Source organism: Nocardiopsis prasina DSM 43845, assembly GCF_000341265.1.
Taxonomy (GTDB): domain Bacteria; phylum Actinomycetota; class Actinomycetes; order Streptosporangiales; family Streptosporangiaceae; genus Nocardiopsis; species Nocardiopsis prasina.
The window spans coordinates 1-18,254 of the sequence record NZ_ANAE01000071.1 but is presented as its reverse complement, the minus strand read 5'-3'; the positions used below and the strand labels follow the sequence as shown (position 1 = coordinate 18,254).

Sequence of the window (18,254 nt, the reverse complement as noted above, 5' to 3'; positions counted from 1 at the left end):
CGGCAAGAACGGCCGCCTAGCGGTCGCCGTAGTTGTAGAGGGTTTCGTTCACCGGTTCCGCGGTCGCGGTGGACTCGGTGGCGAGGTTGGTGGCCACCACGGTGGCACCGCCCGCCAGAGCCGCGCCGATCACGCAGGCGGCGATTACCTTGATCACTTGGGGATCTCCTTCCGCGCGCCCCGCTCCGTTCGTGGTTGGGGACGCTGGAACCCGAGACTAGAACCTGATCTAGCCATAGACCAGATGATTGCCCCAACTGTAACTAACCCGCTGGTAACTTCCAACCCCGACAAAGGGTCTTTGTCCGCCCTGATGTGCTGGTCATCCACTTCCAGAAGGGTCAGATCCGCACCTTCGACCACCGTCGACAGGGACTCCGCCCCAGACCAGAACCGGTTATCGACCGACGCCGAGACGGCCACGTGGCGGATCCCGAGGCCGCCCAGTCGCTCCGCCAGCGCGTCGGGGTCGGACAGCCACCGGTCCGCGGGCAGACCGGTCGCGGGGTCGGGTTCGAGCAGGCGCGCGACCTCCCTGGCACGGGCGTCCTCACCGGTCACCACGACCCGGCCGCCGTCGGGGGTGCCCACGCTGAGGTCGTCGTTCCAGACCGTGCGCCGGTCGAACAGCTTGGTCGCCGGATCGAGCACGACCACGGGTTCGCCGGACCACTCCAGGCCCCGGTAGGCGCTCCAGGGCAGGACCAGCACCGCTCCCGGCCGGTCGTCGGCGGCCACCGCCTCCTGGGCCTCCAGCCACCCCGGCGGGTACTCGACTGGCGCCAACCGTCCCCCGGCTCCCCACAGCAGCCCCGGCAGCACCACCACGGGCGCCAGCACCACGAGCACCGCGCCCACTACTCGCCACAGCGGGACCGCGGAGCGCCCTGGGCTCTCTTCCGCCACCGGCCGAGCGCTCACACCCCCAGGGTCGCGTTCGGACCGGCCCCCTTCACCCGGACCACCACGGCCCCGCAAGCCCCGTGAGTCCCGACCTCCGTCACCAGGCAGGGCGCGCAGCAGCCACAGCACCACGGCGCCCGCCCCCAGCGCCTGCACCAGGGCCAGGGGCGCCAGGTACAGCTGACCGTCCCGGAGCGGACCGAACCCCGGCCAGAGGTCGATCAGCGCGGCCAGGAGCTCACGCCCCGGCGCGCACACCCCGAGGAGCGCGACACCGAACCCCAGCACCGCCGACACCGACAACCCGGCCCCCACCACAGGGCGGTTCCGCCGTAACCACCAGACCCAGCCCGCCAGGGACACCGCGCACACCAGCAACCGGGCCGTCGCGGTCACCGGTTCGCCGTAGCCGGGCGGCACCGCGCCCGAGTTCCACACCCCGCCGAGCATCAGCAGGGACCCCACCGCCCCGAAGGGGGTGTCCGAGCGCGGCGCGAAGGCCTCGACCCCCGCGGAATCGGTGACGGCGCCGCTGGTCAGGGACGGCAGCCGGCAGCAGCCACGGCAGCGACACCACGGCCAGGCCCGCCGCGAACAGACCCGCGTTCCGAAGGCGGCGCGGCCCGGCCAGAGCCTGTGGTCCGACGGTGAGCGCGCTCAGCACCACCGAGGAGAACCCGCCGATCGCCGCCGGGACCAGCGAACAGACCACCCCGGCCAGGCCCGCGACCGGTCGGGCCGACGCCAGTCGCACCACCGCCCACAGCACCCACGGGAGCCCCGCGTATCCCAGCAGCATCGCCCACTGCCCGAGCAGCAGGCGCTCGGCCACGAACGGGTTCCACACGTAGAGGACCCCGGCCCCGGCCCCGGCGGCCAGGACCGCACCCGGCACCCGGCCGCACCCGGGTGCGGCCGGGCCGTCACACACCAGGCGGACCAACAGCCGGAAGGCGCCCGCGCCACCCACCGCGAACACCGCCAGCAGGGCGAGGGACTGCACCACGTCGCCCGGCAGCAGGAGGGAAAGGGCCGCCACCACCGCGTCGCTCGGGATCGCCCTAGGGAAGCCGTCCGCCCCGGCCAGCACCGTGGGCAGCGAGAGGTCGGGGACGAAGAGCATGTCGTAGCGGAGCACGTGGCCCGGCCCCAACGCGGGCCCCAGCGCGAGCACCCCGGCCACCACGCCCACCAGCCAAGGGAGCACCCGGGCCAGCAGCCGCGCGCCCATCAACCCTCCGAGAGGACGACGCCGTCGGAGTAGCCGCCCTCCACGTAGTCCCGGTGGGTGCGGACCACGATCTCGTAGGGGCCGGACACCGACGCCGCCCAGCGCGGACGCTCGCCGACGGACCCGAGCGTGCGCCAGCCGTCGCCGTCCTCGGGGCCCCTGCCGTCCTGGGGCGCGCAGGTGACACCGGGGACGGGCGCCGCCGGAACGGAGGGTTCGGGAGCCGGTTCGGGCTCGGGCCGGGACGGTTCCGGCCACTGCGTGGGGGTCGGCCTCGGCTCCTCCACCCCCGGATCCGGGACGTCGGGGACCTCCTGGTCGTCGGTGGCCGGGTTCCCCGGGCGGGGACCGGCCAGGTCCCTCGGGGCAGTGAACACCCGGCGGTCAAGGGAGCGGTCCCGGTCGTCCCTCCCACACTCCAGTTGCCGGATCCACACCTCGTAGTGACCGGCCCCTGCCACGTCCTCCCACGTCACGAGGGCGCCCCCGTCGTGCACGCGGACCCACGACGGCGCGGGCGGGGGCTCGGCGTCCCACGTCACCTGGAGGGGTTCGGACTCGGTGCCCTCGTCCCGACCCTTGAACGGGTGGACGACGAACTCGTAGCGGGCTCCACTGAAGAGCGAACCGACCAGCATGGAGCGGTCGTCCTCGTCGCTCTCGACGTCGGCGGGAATCACCCCGGCCTGGTCCGGATCCGGTTCCACCCGGCGCTGCACCACCCGGTAGTCGGTGGCCCCGGGCACGTTCTTCCAGCTCAACAGCAGCCCGTCGTCGGTCTGCTCGTACTCGGGCTCGGGAGCGGTCAGCGGTCCGGCGGAGAGCTCGGGAAGGGGGCGCGCGTACGCCTCCCCCACTCCCAGCGGCGCGGCCAGGGCGTCGGCGAAGGCGGCGGCGATCTTGAGCTCCCCGCGCACGTTGGGGTGGGTCGCGTCCCAGTTGTCGAAGGCTGGCGCGTACTCCCTGGCGACCTGGGCGACGACCACGGGCGAGGTGGCGGAGGTGAGCTGGTCCGCGAGGTCGACCAGCCCCATGTTGAAGCGCGCGATCTCGGCGTTGACCCCGCGGTCGTCACTGGTGCCGTCCACGGCGGGGAGTTCGCCCACCACGAAGCGGGCGTCGTCGAGCACGACCCGCACGGTGGAGACGGTCTCCGCGACACCGTCGAGCGCCTGGTCCGCCCCGCCCCCGGCGAGGATGTCCTCGGTCCCGGCGAGCAGCAGCAGGTACTGGGGGTCGTGCTCGGCGGCGACCTGCGCGATGTCGGTGGACAACTCCTGCGCGGTGGCACCCCAGCGGGCCGCGTGGTCGGTGTCGAAATCGGGCTCGGCGTAGCTGCGGTCTCCGGGCTCCTCGTCGTCCAGGGAGTACATGTCGTCGTTGGGGCCGACGAAGTCGAACTCGACTCCCTGATCGGACAGGTGCGACCACAGGTGGTAGCGCCAGGTGTGGTCGCCGCTGCTGCCCTGGGTCGCGGAGTCGCCCACCATCATGATGCGCAGTTCGCCGTCGGGCGGACCCGGCACCGGAAGGGGCTCGTCGTCGGCGGAGTCCTGCTCACCGCCGAGCCCGCCGGAGCCGGTCTGGAGGAGCAGCAGGGTGACGGCCATGGCCGAGAGCATGACTCCGAGCAGTCCGAGCGGGCCGGGTTCGAACCGTGAGCCGGGGCGGCGCCAGACTGCGAGGTCGCGCCAACTGAGATCGCGCCAGAAGTCGGCGGTGAGCCAGTACGGCGGGCGGGGTGCCCACCGCGCGGCCGGACCGCGCCGTTCGGGGGTGGCGTCCTCGTCCGGGTCCTGCACCATGCCCCATCTCTCGCCGCCGCGGTAGTTACAGGTTCTGGTTCAGCGCCGGAGCGTCGTTACCCCTAGTCCGGCGACCAGGGGGCGATCACTCGCCAGACAAGACTAGAACTGGTTATATGGATGCCGTCAACCTTCTGGCCCCGCCGGGTCCGGCGGCACCGAGCCGAAAGGCCCCTCACCGTGATCGGACTCCTGGTCGCGCTGCTCTCCGCACTGGTCTACACGATCGGCCTGACCGTGGAACAGCGCGCGCTGCACGGCTCCGAGTCGATCTCGATCAACCGGCCCCTCCACCTGGCCAGGGTACTGCTGGGTAACCCGCGGTGGGTGTTCGGATGTGCCTTCGCTGCCCTGGGCAGCGTGGGCCTGATCGTCTCCCTGGGCCTGGCCCCCGTGTCCGTGGCCCAGCCCGCCTTCGCCGCCGGCGTGGCCACCACCCTGCTGGTCGTCACCCTGGTGCGGGGCGAGCGGATCACCCGGGGCGAGTATGTGGCGCTCGGCGTCATGCCGGTCGCCCTCGGCCTGCTCAGCCTGTCCACCGTGGACGGCGCCGAGACCGGGACCACCGCGAACACCCCGCTGCTGGTCGGCGTCAGCGTGGTCACCGTCGTCGCGTGCGTGGCCGTGATGGGGTTCGTGGGCGGCCGGGGCAGGTACGTCTCCGCCGCCGCCATGGGCGCCGCGGCCGGGCTCGCGCAGGGCAGCGCCGGACTCCAGGGCAAGGGACTGGGCGGGCTGCTCGCCGACAACGGCTTCCTGGCCGCGATCGTGCCCGCCCTGCTCTCCCCGTACCCCTACCTGTACGCGCTGGGCTGGGCGGTGGGGATCGTGCTCTTCCAGACCTCGCTCCAGCGCTCCCGGGCCTCCATCACCGCGCCCGTGTCCAACGTGGTCGGCAACGTGTTCGTGGTGGTGGTCGGCACGCTGCTCTTCGGGGAGCAGCTGCCCGAGGACCCGCTCCTGCTGGCGCTGCGGATCGGCGGCTTCGCGCTGACCCTGGTCGTGGTCGTCCTGGTGCGCGGCAACGTGGCCCAGGCCGAGGCCGACACCAGCAGGCTGCGCGGCGAACCGGCCGCCGCCGCCAGCGACTAGGCCCCCCGACCGTCGCTGACGCCCCCGGCGCCTCGGACCCCTAACGTCGGGACAGGTCGGCCAACGCCAGGCCTCCCCCGAAGAGGACCAGGGCGCCGCCGGACGCCTGGTCGAGCCTCCGCAGGGTCCGCCGGGTCGGTCGCCGACGGGCCAGCATCCGCCCGGCGGCCACCCACCCCAGGGCGGTGCAGGCCTCACACAGCATGTAGAGGGCTCCCAGCGCGACCAACTGGACTGCGGCCGGAGCCGCCCCGGGCCCCGAGGAGACGAAGGGCGGCAGGAAGGCGGTGAACAGCAACAGGGCCTTGGGATTGGCCGCCGCAGTGACGAACTCCTGGGCCACCAGCCCCCACGACGCCGGGGGAGGCTCCTCGCTCCCCCGCCAGACACCGACCTCGTCGGAGGCCCGCGCCGTGCGGGCCGACCACACCACCCACAGACCCAGCCCGACCATCACCACGGCACCGGTCACCCGCAGGACCTCGAAGGCGGTCTGGGAGGCGTGGAGGAGCGCGCCGAGGCCGGTGATGACCACGCCGAGCATGAGGGCGAACGCCGTGAAGCGCCCGGCGAGCGCCACCACCGCTGGCCGCGGCCCACGCAGCAGGCCGTTGCGGAACGCGAGGAGGTTGTTGGCGCCAGGAGAGGCCGCCACCGCCAGCGCGGCTGGGGCGAAGACGGCCAGTTGTGCCGTGGAGAGCATGCGGCCAGCCTAGGCGCGGCGCACCCGCCGCACCAGGGGCCGCCGGGCCCCGGGGGTCACGGTCCAGGGACGCCCGCGTCCCCGGACCGGACCGACCGGCGTCCGGCGCCTAGGCCGCCACGGAGACGGCCTGGCGCAGACCGGGAGCGGCCACGTCGGCCCATGCGCGCACGACGCTCTCGGGGCTGTGGGTCTCGTCGGAGGCCAGGATCAGGCCGGGCTCGGCCACCCAGGCCCCCAGGTCGGCCAGGAGGATACGCAGGTCCTCCTCGATCCCGTGGCTGTTGCGCAGGTCGTCGACGACGGCCAGCGGGACCGCGACGGTGTGCCCGAGGCCGAGCTCGGGCAGCCGGTCCAGGAAGACCTTGAGCAGACCCGTGTAGGTGCCGTGGACCTGCGGCGACGCCACCAGGAGCACGTCGCTCCGGCGCACCTGTTCGAGGGCCTCGGTCACGGAGTCGGCGGACTCGGCGAGCAGGTCCTGGCCGAGGGCGGCCAGGTCGATGATCTCGGGCGTCGAGGTGACCCCGGCGCGGGTGGCGACCTCGGCGGCGGCGCGCAGCGCGGCGGTGTGCACGGAGGAGTGGGACTGGGGGGCGGCGACGAGCACAGTGAAGCGAGTCATTGCGGAGAACTCCTGGGTTCGGTCAGAACGAGCCGGATCGACCGGAAGGAACGCGGGGGGCGGTGATCGGAAGACACCGGAGGGAAACCGCTGTTCCTCGTGAACCTCGACCGAGCGGGACCTCGTCGTCCGGGGCTCGTGTGCGGCGATCCAGTCGGGGGTGCTCACACGGACCGGGAGAGATGGTCCGGGACCCAGGTGGGAGTCATGAGCGTCCGGTGTCTGCGTAAGGGCACGGGGGCACGGTTCAGAACCGTGACGGGGCGGGGCCCCGCAAGGCGCTAGCTACGACAGAGCGCGCTCGCCTGCTGTCGCAGATCGACATGCAGGCGCTGGACAAGCAGCTCACCGGCGGACATGGCTCCATCATGAGGCGCGTCGGCCGCTATCGTCAATGCGTGCCGCCACCCCTCCTTCGGGGGTGTCGGGCTCCGCGCGGGCCGGTCCACCTCGCGGACAACCGTCCCAGGGAGCGGGATCACCCTGCTCCGCTGGGGATACGTGACGGGCCGGGGACGCGCACGACCCCCTGCCAACCTCCCGTTCACGGAAATGTAATTTACGACACAGAGCCCGACACTCCGCCCCTCGGGCGGTACCCCCCCAGACACAGGGAGAGACCCAGACATGGCCCAGACACCCCTCACCCTGACCGGGGCGCGCGTCGTCACGGCCGACGGCACCCACGACGGGTGGATCCGGATCGAGGACGGCCGGGTCAGCGAGCTCGGCACCGGCGCCCCCGGCCCGGGTGAACGACACGACGTCGGCGGACGGCTGGTCGCACCGGGGCTGGTCGACACCCACATCCACGGCGGCGCGGGGCACGCCTTCCCCGAGGCCGACCCGGAGGGCGTGCGGGAGATCGTCGCCTTCAACCGCAGGTCCGGGGTGACCTCCGTGGTCGGCGGGTTGGTCGCGGCCACTCCCGAGAACACACTGCGCCAGGTCTCCGCACTAGCGGACCTGTGTGAGGCGGGCGAGCTGGCCGGGATCTACCTGGAGGGCCCCTTCATCGCGCGCTCCAAGTGCGGGGCGCACGACCCGGACCTGCTGCGCGACCCCGACACCAAGGAGTTCGACGCCTGGCTGACGGCCGGACGCGGCCACGTCCGGATGATCACGGTGGCCCCGGAACTGCCCGGCGCGCTGGACCTGATCCGCGCGGCCCGCTCCGCCGGCGTGGTGGCCGCGGTGGGGCACACGGAGGCCAGCTACGAGCAGACCCTCGCCGCGATCGACGCGGGCGCGACCGTGGCCACGCACGTCTACAACGCGATGCGGCCGCTGAACCACCGCGACCCGGGTCCGATCGCCGCGGTGCTGGGCGACGAGCGGGTGACGGTGGAGCTGATCCTGGACAACGTGCACGTCCACCCGGGCGCGGCCGGTCTGGTGTTCGACTCCGCGGGGCCCGAGCGCGTCTCCCTGGTGACCGATGCGATGTCGGCGACCGGCCTGGGGGACGGCGAGTACACCCTGGGCGACCTCCGGGTCCGGGTCCTGGACGGTGAGGCGAGGCTGGTGGAGAACGGCGCGATCGCCTCCAGCACGATCGTGCTCCCCCAGGCGGTGCGCAACGCGGTGGCCCTGGGAGTGCCCGTCGCGGACGCGATCCGGTCGGCCTCCTCGGTCCCGGCAGCCGCGCTGGGCCTGGCCGACACGGGCCGGATCGAGGTCGGGGGCCACGCCGATCTCCTCGTCCTCGACGAGGACCTCTCGGTCTCCTCAGTGATGTACCGTGGCGCCTGGAAATCGGACACTTCGGTGTTCTAACGGCGTGTCGTGAGCACGGTACGGATTAGTAACTTGACCCTGAGCGACAATTACGGACAGGGCGTCGAGGAAAGCACCGTGCCTGACACGAAAGGAACCATCATGGCTCAGTCGAGACAGGCCAACGACCAGCAGCCGACCCGCGTGCCCTCCGAGGAACGCGAACACCTCGGCAAGCTCGCCAGCGAGCTGACCCGTTACGAGGTCCGGGCGGAGGTGATGGACGAGCCCGCGCTCTGCCTGCGGGTGCACAATCCGTCCTCCGTCCACGCGGTCGAGGACGTGATCTGCGAACGGCGCGAACACGACTTCGCGTTCATCGCCTCCTTCGGGGTCCACCTGGGCAACAGCGGCAGCGTGTCACTGACCGCCCACAAGGTGGCGTGGCTCGTGGGGGCCACCAAGGCGTAGGCCGCGGGACACGACGGGGGCGATGCCGACGGGTACCGCCCCCGTCCGGCGTTTCCCGAGGGCTTGGTACCTTCGCCAGAGGTGACCCCGGACGCAAAGGACCTCCCGTGACCGCCTTCCGCTACGGGCTCGACCCCGTCGACGAGACCTTCTTCGAGACCGCGCCCATGCGCTGGCGGGTGGGTCTCGAACTCGCGGCCTCGCCCGACGAGGTCTGGGCGGGCCTCACCTCGGCCCGGCCGCTGTCCTGGTGCCGGGCCCTGCCCGAGGTCCTCCACACCTCCGAGCCGCCCTACGGCGTGGGCACCACCCGTGAGGCCAGCGTGCTCGGCACGTACCGGATCCGGGAGGAGTTCTTCCGCTGGGACGAGGCCGGGCGACGCAAGTCGTTCCACGCCACCGAGGCCACCCTCCCCCTGTTCAGCGCCTTCGCGGAGGACTACCAGGTGCTGCCCTTCGACGTCGGCAGCAAGCTCGTGTGGTCGTTCGCCTTCGCCCCGTGGAAGGGCCTGGACAGCGCGGTCCAGCTGGGGAGGCCCCTCACGGAGACCCTGCTCGCCTCCCTCGTGCGGGACACCCGAAACCACTTCGGTTCACTGACCGAAGTCCGCTGACCTTCAAGTGGAAGCGGTGCCGTGGACGGTGTCCGTCGTTCGGTGCCTTGGGACGAACCTGGTCCAATTGTGTACACATTTTCATGTACACACGGATACGATGGTGCCATGAGCGATCACACCATGAGCGTCCGCGACGCCAGAGCCCACCTCCCCGAACTGATCAGCAGGGCACAGAACGGCGATCCGACCGTCCTCACCCGCAACGGCACACCCGCGGCGGCCATCGTTCCGATCGAGGACTTCGAGGCCCTGGAAGACGCCATGGACGCCTTCCTCGCCCGCCAGGCCGACATGGAGGAGGACGAGGGCGGTCCCGCGGTGGGCATGGCCGAGATGGTCGCGGAGATCTTCGACGAAGGCCGGGGGAACGCCGCGTGAAATGGGAGTTCGACTTCCGTAGGGTGCGCAAGCAGATCCGGGCACTCCCCAAGGAGGACGCCATGGACATCCTCCGTGCCCTCACCCCACTCGGTGACGACCCGAGGCGCCCGGACTCCAACATCAAGGCGCTCTCCGGATACACGGACCGCTATCGCCTACGGGTCGGCCGCTATCGGGTCATCTACGACGTGGTCGACGAGCAGGTGATCATCCGCATGGTGGCGGTCGGCCACCGGAGGGACATCTACAAGAACCTCGGCCGTTGAGAATCGGTGTGACCCCGCTGAGCCGCGCGGTCAGCGGTTCCTGATCCTCGCCAGCAGCTTGAAGGCGAGCCAGACCACGACGAGCATGGCCGCCAGACCCACCGCGCCGCCCACCACCGCGCCCAGCAGGGTCGCCACCCGGTCGGCGGCGTCGCCCTCCCACAGGGTCCTTCCCAGGCTGAACAGCGAGACCACCAGCACCGCCAGGAAGAACACGGTCACGGCCACCCCCGGCACGCCCCAGAAGAAGCGCCTCCCGGTGGGTTCCGGAGGCTCCTCCAGCACCGCCTCCGGCCCGACCACGGCCGCCCGCGCCCGCTTGAAGTAGGTGTGGGTCAGGTAGTGTCCGCACGGCTCCCAGCCCTCCGGGGCCAGGCGCCGCGCCATCCGCTCCCGCTCACCACGGCCCAGCGCCGACTCCTGCCGGTACTCCCAGGCCTGCGGGGGCTCCTCCCGGTGGCTCACGAACCGGCCCTGCCTGTCCAGCCGGACGATCTCCCAGCCCTGGGCGCCCAGCTCGTTCATCCGCCCCTGAGCCACGAAGGAGTCCGCGCCCCACACCAGGGCCTCGGGCCCGGCCTCGGTGTCCTCGCCCCCGAGGTCGTACGCGAACTCCGCGACCGGACCGAACTCCTCCTCCGGGTCCACACCGCTCTCGGCGACGAAGGCCGCGAGGTCGTCCACCGTCTCCCGGATCCGCTCCTCGGTGACGCCACGGGCCCGCAGCAGGGCCTCCAGTTCGTCCATGTAGCTCATCCGATGCCGCCCTTCCTCAGTACCTCACGCACCGACGCGTCGAACTCCAGCCACGCGGCGCCCTGTTCGGCCAGGACCGCGCGGCCCTGGTCGGTCAGTTGGTAGTAGCGCCGCCCCGGCCCCTTCTCCGCCGCGCGGAACTCCGCGACGACGAGGCCCGCCTCCTCCAGCCGGTTCAGCACCGGATACAGGGTCCCGCCCTTGATCCGGCCGAACCCGGCCTCGTCCAGACGGGCCGCGAGGGCGTAGCCGTAGCTCTCGCCCTCCGTGAGCCCAGCCAGGACGAGGAGGTCGAGAACCCCCTTCAACCAGCTCGATCGACGATCCATCCGCTCTCCTTCACTGGCGTGGGGCGTCCGGACCGGAACGCCGTCGGTTGATCTATCTAGACCGTAGAGCAATCTAGTTAGGATAACAACCTAGATAGTCATACGGATTCCCGGAACAATGCGGAAGTGGGCCCCACGACGAGCACACTCAGCTCACGGGGCGCACACAGATAACTTCCGCATCACCCGAGACACGACGAGGCGCCCCGCAGGGAGCCCCACACCCCCAGGGCACAACCAGGACACCCGCCACACCACCCCGGACACGACAAAGCGCCCCACAGGGAGGAGGCCAGAGGCCCCCACACCACGGGGCGCGCCGGGCGCGAGCGCAAGCGAGTGCACATCGGGGGGCGGGGGGTCGTCCCCCCGAAAAAACAACGAAGGCGACCCGGCGAGCGCGTTCACGCGCGAGCAGGGTCGCCTTCGAGACAAGTGGAGGTGGCGGGAATCGAACCCGCGTCCTTCAGCATCGAGCCAGGGCTTCTCCGGGTGCAGTCTGTAGTGTCGTTCTACTCGGCCCCAGCGCTTGTACAGACACATCGCTGACGGGCCCAGCCACGAAAATGTCCCACTCGGGCCCCGTGGCCTGATCCGAGCGGTGAGTCATCTAAATGGTGCCGGATCCCGAGCCGATGACGAGCCCGGGCCGACAGAGTCACAATCGCTTAGGCAGCGAGAGCGAACTCAGTGCGCTTGGAATTGGCACTTGAATTTACGCGAATGCAGGATTAACGAGGTCACAAACACAACCCTCGACCCGCTTCCCCTGGAACGGCTACCAAAGTCGAAACCGATCACCCCCTGTGAAGTTGTCAAGACCACCTGTCACCCGAGGGTTCCGGGTGGCCGACAAGCGAGTGAACGAGCACTCGCGTGATCGTCACTCTACCTCTTGAACAGTGCGGGCACCAAGCTGATTCCCGGCGACGGCGGGGTTTCTCCCAGGCAGGGAGAAACCCCCGTGAGCCGGACGCAAGAGCGGTCGACGCGCTCACGGGGGCGGTCGGCCTGGGTCGGGGCCGACCTTGAAACGCGACAGGGCCCTCCCCCGAGACGAGGTCCTGTCCTCACGCTGGCCCGCTGCCCGCTGTCGCGGTGCCAGTCACAAGGAAAGACGCCGCCGGGGCACCCGTGGGTTGCTCCGGCGGCGTCCTCATTTCCTGGTCGGCCGCGCTCCTCAGTTTCCGCTGAGGTCGGTCCCGACGCCCTGGCCCTCGACACCCTCACCTTCGATGCCCTGGCCCTCAGCGCCGGGGACGGCGGGCGGGAGGGTCTCCTCGGTGCCCGGGACGCCATCGGTCTCGGGGACGCCGTTGGCGAGCCCGTTGAGGAAGCTGGTCGCGGCGGTGACGGCGTACTGCTGCCACTGGCTCATCTCGGGGTCGACCTCGGCGAGCACCGCGAAGGCGACGTCCCCCTGGTAGCCCACGAACCAGTGCAGCGCGGTGTCGTCCTGTTCGACGCGGGCGGCCTGGCCGTACACCTGCTCCTCCCCGACGTTCACCTCGGGCATGCGGATGGTGACCGCGTCACGCAGCCCCTCCCGCACCACCTCGAGGTGGGCCTCGGAGAGCTCGTTGGCGTTGGCCGGGCTGGGGCCCTCCTCGCGGACGAGGGTGGGTCCGTGCCAGGAGCCGTCCGCGACGGCTCCCGCGGCCAGGGCCATGGAGAGCGGGCTCACCTGGACCCCGTGGTCGCCGATCATGGCGGACGCCAGTTCCGCGTCGCCGTCAGCGATCTCCACGGTGCCCGGGGAGACGGGCAGCGGCAGCTGCCAGTCGGCGCCCAGGCCGAGCTGTCCGGCGGCCTCGGCGAGCGCGTCCGCGCCGACCTCGGGCGCGACGTCGACGAACCCGACGGTGCACATGTAGGTCATGTTGCGGACCAGCGTGGGGTTCTCCGCGAGGAAGCCGTTGCTGGGGTTGGTGAACACCTGGTCACCGACCTCGGACTGGAACCCGCAGGGCATGGCGCTGTCCGCGGTGACCGCACCGGACTCCAGGGCGGCCAGGGCCGACACCATGGTGAAGGTGCCGCCCGGGGCGTAGGAGCCGGTGAAGGCCGCGTCGTCGGCGGCGCTGCCGGAGGCGTTCGCGGCGGCCAGGACCTCGCCGTTGGTGGTGTCGACCGCCACGAGGTACCCGTCGCCGGGCATCGCCTCGGTCGCGTTCTGCGCGGCCTGCTGGGTGGCCAGGTCCAGGGTGGTCTCGATGCCGCCGCTGCGCACGCCCTCCCAGGACTCCAGGACGTCGGTCTGGTCACCGTCCTCGCCCAGGCTGACCACCTGGGTGGTGGCGGTTCCGGCCAGCTCCTGCTGGAAGATGTTCTGGAGGCCGCTCAGTCCCACGGTGTCGCCCGCCTGGTAGGACCCGGCCACACGGGAGGAGACCCGGTGCTCCGAGGTACCCGCGACCTCTCCGAGGACGAAGGGGGCCGCGCGCGGTGACAGGTTGACCTCGACCTCCTGCGTCTCGACGCCGGAGATGCTTCCGGCCTCGCGCAGGAGGTTGCTGTCCGCGTCACGCATGAGCACCAGCGGCTGGAACTGCTCCGGCGGCGCGGAGCGCACCCGGTTGAGCAGCGGGTCGGGGTCCTCGTCGAGGAGTTCGGCGAGCTCGGTGACGCCCGCCTCCTTGTCCTCCATGTCGGCGGGCAGCACACCGAAGGCGGTGACGCTGTCGGCGGAGACGAGGGGTTCGCCGGACCGGTCGAGGATCTGGCCGCGGTCCTCGATCTCGTAGCTGACGGCCAGGCGCTCGCCCTCGCTGAGGTCGGGGTGGATGACGCTCGGAGACCAGTCGATGAGCCAGCCGGTGGGACCGTTGGTCAGGGACATCTGCCCGGTGTAGTTCCACACCGGGTCACCGATGCCGAGGTCCGCGGTGACGCCGAACTCGGCGTTCGCGGACTCTCCCTCCGTGGAGATCCGGCCGAGGTCGAACCGGACGGAGGCGAGGTCGAGCTGGTCGTGCACGTCGGTCAGGGCCCGCTCGACCTCCTCCGGGTCACCGGTGGTGTGACGGGCGGCCTCGGCGTGGTTCCCGTCCTGCCAGGCAAGCAGGAAGGACCTGACTGCCACCTCGGGACTGGGGTGGGTCGTGCACGCCGCGAGACTCAGGGCGATGATCAGGCCACTGCTGGCGGCCGCGATCCTGCGGCCGAGGGGACGGGGGGACACCTTGTGTGTTCCTTTCAGGCGCCTCTGTGTGGGACAGCTCAACGCCGACGGCGAAGGGCGCGCTCCATGTCGCGCTTGGCCTCACGCTCGGCGATCGCATGGCGCTTGTCGTACTCACGCTTACCGCGAGCCAGAGCGATCTCCACCTTGGCCCGACCGTCACTGAAGTACAGGGACAGCGGGATCAGCGTGCGCCCGGGTTCCCGGGTCTTGCCGATCAGCCGGGAGATCTGCTCGCGGTGCAGGAGTAGCTTACGTGATCTGCGGGCGGAGTGGTTGGTCCACGTGCCCTGTGAGTACTCGGGGATGTGCACGCCCTCGAGCCACACCTCACCGTCGTGGATGTGCGCGAAGCCGTCCACGAGGGAGGCGCGTCCCTCTCTCAGGGACTTCACCTCGGTGCCGGTCAGGACCAGCCCCGCCTCGTAGGTCTCGTCGAGGTGGTACTCGTGCCGGGCCCGGCGGTTCTGGGCGATCAGTTTCCGCCCGGTTTCCTTGGCCACGGTTGTATCCCTTCATGCGTCCGGGGGGCCACTTCGTGTGGCCCCCCGGTACCCGGCGCCCGCCCGACCGGCGGGTGACCCGTCAGACCTTCAGGTAGCGGCGCAGGGTGAGGAACGAGGTCACGGTGCACAGGAGCACACCGAGGATCATCGAAACACCGATGACGTACAGCAGCGAGCCCGTGCCCAGCGCCACGTCGAACTGGAACCACTCCTCGATCTGGGTGAGCAGCGTGTACCTGGTGGCCACGATGAACCCGGACGCGATGACACCACCGATGAGACCGGCGATGGCGCCCTCCAGGAGGAAGGGCAGCTGGATGTAGAAGTTCGACGCACCGACCAGGCGCATGATGCCGGTCTCCCGGCGGCGGCTGTAGGCCGACAACCGGATGGTGTTGCCGATCAGCAGCGCGGCGGCGGCCAGCTGCACACCGGCGACCACCAGAGCGGCCCACTTGAGACCGTCGAGCAGCCCGAAGAACTGTTCGAGGACGCGCTGGTCGTTGGAGACGGAGTCGACCCCCGCCGCCCCGTCGACGGCCGCGCGAACGGTGTCGTAGTTGTCGGGGTTGGTGAGCTGCACCCGGTAGTTCTCCGGGATGTCACCCTCCTGCGCGGCCTCGGCGAGGGCCTCGTTGGAGGAGCCGATGCGCTCCTGGAAGTCGGCCCAGGCCTCGGCGGCGGTGAGGTACCGGAAGTCCTCGACCTCGGGCAACGAGTTCAGCTGCCCCTCGAGTGCCTCACGGTCCTCCTCGGTCGCCGCGCCGTTCTCCTGGCAGGCCGAGGTCGGCGAGATGTCGTTGCACATGTAGATGGTCAGCGTGATCCGCTGGTCCCAGTAGTTGCGCATCTCGGAAACCTGCTGGTTGACCAGCAGACCGGCACCGAACAAGGCGAGGGAGATGGCCACGGTCGTGATGACCGCGATGGTCATCGTCAGGTTGCGACGTAGGCCGATCCACGTCTCGGAGAGAACGAATTGTGCTCGCATGATCTGTTAAAGGTCCATCCTTCGGGGCTTCGCCGTGCCGGTTGTCTCGCGGTCGCCGACCGCCCGGCGACGAGCGTGCCAGGGGTCAGTACGCCTGGCCGTAGACGCCGCGCGTCTGGTCGCGCACCACCAAGCCCTCTTCAAGCTCGATCACGCGCTTGCGCATCGAGTCGACGATGGCGGCGTCGTGCGTCGCCATGACGACGGTCGTGCCCGTGCGGTTGATTCGGTCCAGCACCTTCATGATGCCGATGGAGGTCGCCGGGTCGATGTTTCCGGTGGGCTCGTCGGCCAGCAGGATCTGCGGGCGGTTGACGAAGGCGCGGGCGATGGCCACGCGCTGCTGCTCACCACCGGAGAGCTCCCCGGGCATGCGCCCGGCCTTGCCTTCGAGACCCACGAGCTCGACGACCTCGGGGACGACCTTCTTGATGAACCGCCGGGGCTTGCCGATGACCTCCAGCGCGAACGCGACGTTCTCGAAGACGTTCTTGTTCGGCAGCAGGCGGAAGTCCTGGAAGACGCAGCCGATGCGGCGGCGCAGGTGCGGGACCTTCCAGTTGGACAGGCGCGCGAGGTCCTTGCCCGCGACGTGCACCCGTCCCTCGTTGGGCTTCTCCTCCTTGAGTACCAGCCTGAGGAAGGTCGACTTGCCGGAGCCGGACGGGCCGACCAGGAAGACGAACTCGCTCTTGTCCACGTCGATGGAAACACCGTCGAGCGCGGGGCGCTTCTGAGTTGGGTACAGCTTGGTGACGTTATCGAAGTGGATCACAGGCGCATCACAAGGCTCTCGAAGGTATGGGCACCCGGCGGACTGAGCTCCGCGCGGGATGGTACCGGCCGCATGGCCACCGACAGTTTAGAGGGGGCAGGGGCCCGGATTGTCCAGGTCCTGTCGCACCCGAGAGATCTGTGGAGATCAGAGCACTATCGGACAACAGCCACGAGCATATCGGAGGTGTCAACCGATGATAACGTTCACATATAGCAGTTTCGGTAAAACTGCGGGGTCGTGCGCGTCACCGTTGGGCTACGAGGCGGGTTCGCCGTCTCTGGTTCGTGCGCGCGACCGGGCGTGTCCCCGCCGCTCGGGCGGGGACGCCACGGGTCAGTTCTGCTCGTTCTTCTCGCGGCTGCGCATCCACCGGATCTCGGCGTCGATGAACGCGTCGATCTCGCCGTCGAGGACACCGGAGGTGTTGCCGGTCTCGGCACCGGTGCGGACGTCCTTCACGCTCTGGTAAGGGTGCAGGACGTAGTTGCGCATCTGGGTGCCCCAGCTGCTCACCGAGTCACCGCGGATCTCGTCCAGCGCGGCCTGCTCCTCCTGGCGCTTGCGGGCCAGGAGCTTGGCCTGGAGCATCGACATCGCGGTCGCCTTGTTCTGCAACTGCGAGCGCTCGTTCTGGCAGGACACCACGATCCCGGTGGGCATGTGGGTGATGCGCACGGCGGAGTCGGTGGTGTTGACGCCCTGGCCGCCGGGGCCGCTGGAGCGGTACACGTCCACCCGCAGCTCCGTCTCGTCGATCTCGATGTGGTCGCTCTGCTCGACCATGGGGACCACGTCCACACCCGCGAACGACGTCTGGCGCCGGTTCTGGTTGTCGAACGGCGAGATGCGCACCAGCCGGTGGGTGCCGTGCTCCCCGCGCAGGGTGCCGTAGGCGAAGGGGGCCTTGACCGCGAACGAGGTGGACTTGATGCCCGCCTCCTCCGCGTAGGAGGTCTCGTAGACCTCCGTGGGATAGCCGTGCCGCTCCGCCCAGCGCAGGTACATGCGCTGGAGCATCTGCGCCCAGTCGGCCGCGTCGACGCCGCCCGCCTGGGAGTTGATGGTGACGATCGCTTCGCTCTCGTCGTGCGGGCCGTTGAGGAGCGTGCGCACCTCCAGCTCACCGATGTCCTTGCGGAGCTGCTCGAGCTCACGGTCGGCCTCGGCCTTGGTGTCGGGGTCGTCCTCGGCCTCGGCGAGCTCGTAGAGCACCCCGAGGTCGTCCAGGCGCTGCCCGATGCCGTTGACCTTGTTGACCATGGACTCCAGGCTGGAGAGCTGCCGCGTCACCTTCTGCGCGTTGCCCTGGTCGGCCCACAGTTCGGGGTCCGCGGACTGCTCACGCAGCTCGGCGATCTGGGTCTGCATGGCCTCCAGGTCCAACACGGCGGTCACACTCGCAAGGGTCGCCGCGAGTTCCTTGATCTTCTCTGCTGGGTCCAGTTCTGCCACGGGACCCAGTGTAGGTCCCAGTGGGAGGGCGGCCCCCATCCGCGCGAGCGGGATCCGGCCGGGGAGGCCACCGTCACCCTCACGAGGGCCCGCCCCGAGCAGGGGAAGGGGCGCCCGGTGCCCCGGACGCCCCTCCCCCTGTGGAACCAGTCGGCTAGTCGACCAGCGAACGGATCGACCTCAGCGCCACCGAGAGGGTGGCGAGGTCGAAGCGCTCGTTCTCCTGGATCTCCGAGAGCGTGATCCCCGCGCGCTGCACCGAGGACTCGTTCTGCTCGGCCCACTGGCGGATCAGCTCCGAGTTGGAGCCCTCGCCACCGGACTCCAGCACGCGGCTGGTGAGGTCCGCGTGCGCCGAGTACAGGTCGTCGCGCAGCGCCGAACGCGCCATCGTCCCCCAGCGGTCGTCCCTGGGCAGGTCGATGATCCGCTCACGCCACCAGCTGATGTT

General features: G+C 70.4%; 18 protein-coding genes, 1 other RNA gene and 1 pseudogene. 6 read left to right on the top strand and 14 right to left on the bottom strand.

Going from position 1 to position 18,254, the window contains the following annotated elements:
* Window positions 1-16: 16 nt before the first annotated feature.
* The 3 genes and pseudogenes from D452_RS30795 to D452_RS0102135 all read right to left on the bottom strand — a co-directional run bounded on the left by D452_RS30795 (window position 17) and on the right by D452_RS0102135 (window position 3,939).
* On the bottom strand, window positions 17-157 hold the full coding sequence (locus D452_RS30795; RefSeq protein WP_017542507.1) for a hypothetical protein: 141 nt from the start codon (window positions 155-157) through the stop codon (window positions 17-19).
* Window positions 154-2,134: pseudogene (locus D452_RS27575) on the bottom strand (hypothetical protein). The gene D452_RS30795 and the pseudogene D452_RS27575 overlap by 4 nt, the downstream one beginning before the upstream one ends.
* Complete coding sequence (locus D452_RS0102135) at window positions 2,134-3,939, bottom strand: SGNH/GDSL hydrolase family protein (RefSeq protein ID WP_017542506.1); 1,806 nt, start codon at window positions 3,937-3,939, stop codon at window positions 2,134-2,136. The pseudogene D452_RS27575 and the gene D452_RS0102135 overlap by 1 nt, the downstream one beginning before the upstream one ends.
* Before the next feature lie 180 nt (window positions 3,940-4,119).
* Between D452_RS0102135 and D452_RS0102130 the strand changes: the two genes are divergently transcribed.
* The gene (locus D452_RS0102130; protein WP_017542505.1) at window positions 4,120-5,031 is read left to right on the top strand and encodes a hypothetical protein; all 912 of its coding nucleotides are present in this window, start codon (window positions 4,120-4,122) and stop codon (window positions 5,029-5,031) included.
* Between the two features lie 40 nt (window positions 5,032-5,071).
* On the opposite strand, the gene D452_RS0102125 is transcribed toward D452_RS0102130, so the two are convergent.
* On the bottom strand, window positions 5,072-5,734 hold the full coding sequence (locus D452_RS0102125; RefSeq protein WP_017542504.1) for a LysE family translocator: 663 nt from the start codon (window positions 5,732-5,734) through the stop codon (window positions 5,072-5,074).
* Between the two features lie 109 nt (window positions 5,735-5,843).
* On the bottom strand, window positions 5,844-6,359 hold the full coding sequence (locus D452_RS0102120; protein ID WP_017542503.1) for an NADPH-dependent FMN reductase: 516 nt from the start codon (window positions 6,357-6,359) through the stop codon (window positions 5,844-5,846).
* A gap of 627 nt (window positions 6,360-6,986) precedes the next feature.
* Here D452_RS0102120 and nagA point away from each other — a divergent pair.
* The 5 genes from nagA (at window position 6,987) to D452_RS0102095 (ending at window position 9,810) form a co-directional block, all read left to right on the top strand.
* Window positions 6,987-8,135 carry an N-acetylglucosamine-6-phosphate deacetylase gene (nagA, locus tag D452_RS0102115; RefSeq protein ID WP_017542502.1) on the top strand — a complete coding sequence of 383 codons (1,149 nt, stop codon included), beginning with the start codon at window positions 6,987-6,989 and terminating at the stop codon, window positions 8,133-8,135.
* Window positions 8,136-8,237: 102 nt separating this feature from the next.
* Window positions 8,238-8,546, top strand: coding sequence for a hypothetical protein (locus D452_RS0102110; RefSeq protein ID WP_017542501.1), 309 nt, complete (start codon window positions 8,238-8,240; stop codon window positions 8,544-8,546).
* A 107-nt stretch (window positions 8,547-8,653) separates the two neighbouring features.
* Window positions 8,654-9,160 (top strand): SRPBCC family protein, encoded by a 507-nt coding sequence (locus D452_RS0102105; RefSeq protein WP_017542500.1) that lies wholly within the window; start codon window positions 8,654-8,656, stop codon window positions 9,158-9,160.
* 108 nt (window positions 9,161-9,268) lie between these two features.
* Window positions 9,269-9,541, top strand: coding sequence for a type II toxin-antitoxin system Phd/YefM family antitoxin (locus tag D452_RS0102100; protein ID WP_017542499.1), 273 nt, complete (start codon window positions 9,269-9,271; stop codon window positions 9,539-9,541).
* On the top strand, window positions 9,538-9,810 hold the full coding sequence (locus D452_RS0102095) for a type II toxin-antitoxin system RelE family toxin (protein WP_017542498.1): 273 nt from the start codon (window positions 9,538-9,540) through the stop codon (window positions 9,808-9,810). The genes D452_RS0102100 and D452_RS0102095 overlap by 4 nt, the downstream gene beginning before the upstream one ends.
* 30 nt (window positions 9,811-9,840) lie before the next feature.
* On the opposite strand, the gene D452_RS31630 is transcribed toward D452_RS0102095, so the two are convergent.
* The 9 genes from D452_RS31630 to D452_RS27565 all read right to left on the bottom strand — a co-directional run.
* Window positions 9,841-10,566, bottom strand: coding sequence for a hypothetical protein (locus D452_RS31630; protein ID WP_017542497.1), 726 nt, complete (start codon window positions 10,564-10,566; stop codon window positions 9,841-9,843).
* Window positions 10,563-10,895, bottom strand: coding sequence for a PadR family transcriptional regulator (locus tag D452_RS0102085; RefSeq protein WP_026128900.1), 333 nt, complete (start codon window positions 10,893-10,895; stop codon window positions 10,563-10,565). Before D452_RS0102085 ends, D452_RS31630 begins: the two co-directional genes overlap by 4 nt.
* Window positions 10,896-11,328: 433 nt before the next feature.
* Window positions 11,329-11,700, bottom strand: a transfer-messenger RNA (tmRNA) gene (gene ssrA, locus D452_RS29380).
* Between the two features lie 375 nt (window positions 11,701-12,075).
* Window positions 12,076-14,076: a penicillin-binding transpeptidase domain-containing protein gene (locus D452_RS27570; RefSeq protein WP_017542495.1), complete on the bottom strand. Its 2,001-nt coding sequence runs from the start codon at window positions 14,074-14,076 to the stop codon at window positions 12,076-12,078.
* A gap of 38 nt (window positions 14,077-14,114) precedes the next feature.
* Window positions 14,115-14,579: an SsrA-binding protein SmpB gene (gene smpB, locus D452_RS0102075; protein ID WP_017542494.1), complete on the bottom strand. Its 465-nt coding sequence runs from the start codon at window positions 14,577-14,579 to the stop codon at window positions 14,115-14,117.
* Between the two features lie 82 nt (window positions 14,580-14,661).
* A complete protein-coding gene (gene ftsX, locus D452_RS0102070) occupies window positions 14,662-15,573 on the bottom strand; it encodes a permease-like cell division protein FtsX (RefSeq protein ID WP_026128899.1) in 912 nt (303 codons plus the stop codon).
* Window positions 15,574-15,658: 85 nt separating this feature from the next.
* Window positions 15,659-16,348, bottom strand: coding sequence for a cell division ATP-binding protein FtsE (gene ftsE, locus D452_RS0102065; protein WP_017542492.1), 690 nt, complete (start codon window positions 16,346-16,348; stop codon window positions 15,659-15,661).
* A 336-nt stretch (window positions 16,349-16,684) separates the two neighbouring features.
* On the bottom strand, window positions 16,685-17,803 hold the full coding sequence (gene prfB / locus D452_RS0102060) for a peptide chain release factor 2 (RefSeq protein WP_026128898.1): 1,119 nt from the start codon (window positions 17,801-17,803) through the stop codon (window positions 16,685-16,687).
* A 154-nt stretch (window positions 17,804-17,957) separates the two neighbouring features.
* Window positions 17,958-18,254 (bottom strand): NAD-glutamate dehydrogenase domain-containing protein (locus D452_RS27565; RefSeq protein WP_040692969.1); only part of this gene is annotated, 297 nt, incomplete at its 5' end.

Excerpts from the sequence above, each read along its gene's own strand:
- D452_RS0102135 (WP_017542506.1), bottom strand. The coding sequence starts at position 3,939 with ATGGTGCAGGACCCGGACGAGGACGCCACCCCCGAACGGCGCGGTCCG.
- D452_RS0102125 (WP_017542504.1), bottom strand. The coding sequence starts at position 5,734 with ATGCTCTCCACGGCACAACTGGCCGTCTTCGCCCCAGCCGCGCTGGCG.
- D452_RS0102120 (WP_017542503.1), bottom strand. The coding sequence starts at position 6,359 with ATGACTCGCTTCACTGTGCTCGTCGCCGCCCCCCAGTCCCACTCCTCC.
- nagA (WP_017542502.1), top strand. The coding sequence starts at position 6,987 with ATGGCCCAGACACCCCTCACCCTGACCGGGGCGCGCGTCGTCACGGCC.
- D452_RS0102110 (WP_017542501.1), top strand. The coding sequence starts at position 8,238 with ATGGCTCAGTCGAGACAGGCCAACGACCAGCAGCCGACCCGCGTGCCC.
- D452_RS0102100 (WP_017542499.1), top strand. The coding sequence starts at position 9,269 with ATGAGCGATCACACCATGAGCGTCCGCGACGCCAGAGCCCACCTCCCC.
- D452_RS31630 (WP_017542497.1), bottom strand. The coding sequence starts at position 10,566 with ATGAGCTACATGGACGAACTGGAGGCCCTGCTGCGGGCCCGTGGCGTC.
- D452_RS0102085 (WP_026128900.1), bottom strand. The coding sequence starts at position 10,895 with ATGGATCGTCGATCGAGCTGGTTGAAGGGGGTTCTCGACCTCCTCGTC.
- ftsX (WP_026128899.1), bottom strand. The coding sequence starts at position 15,573 with ATGCGAGCACAATTCGTTCTCTCCGAGACGTGGATCGGCCTACGTCGC.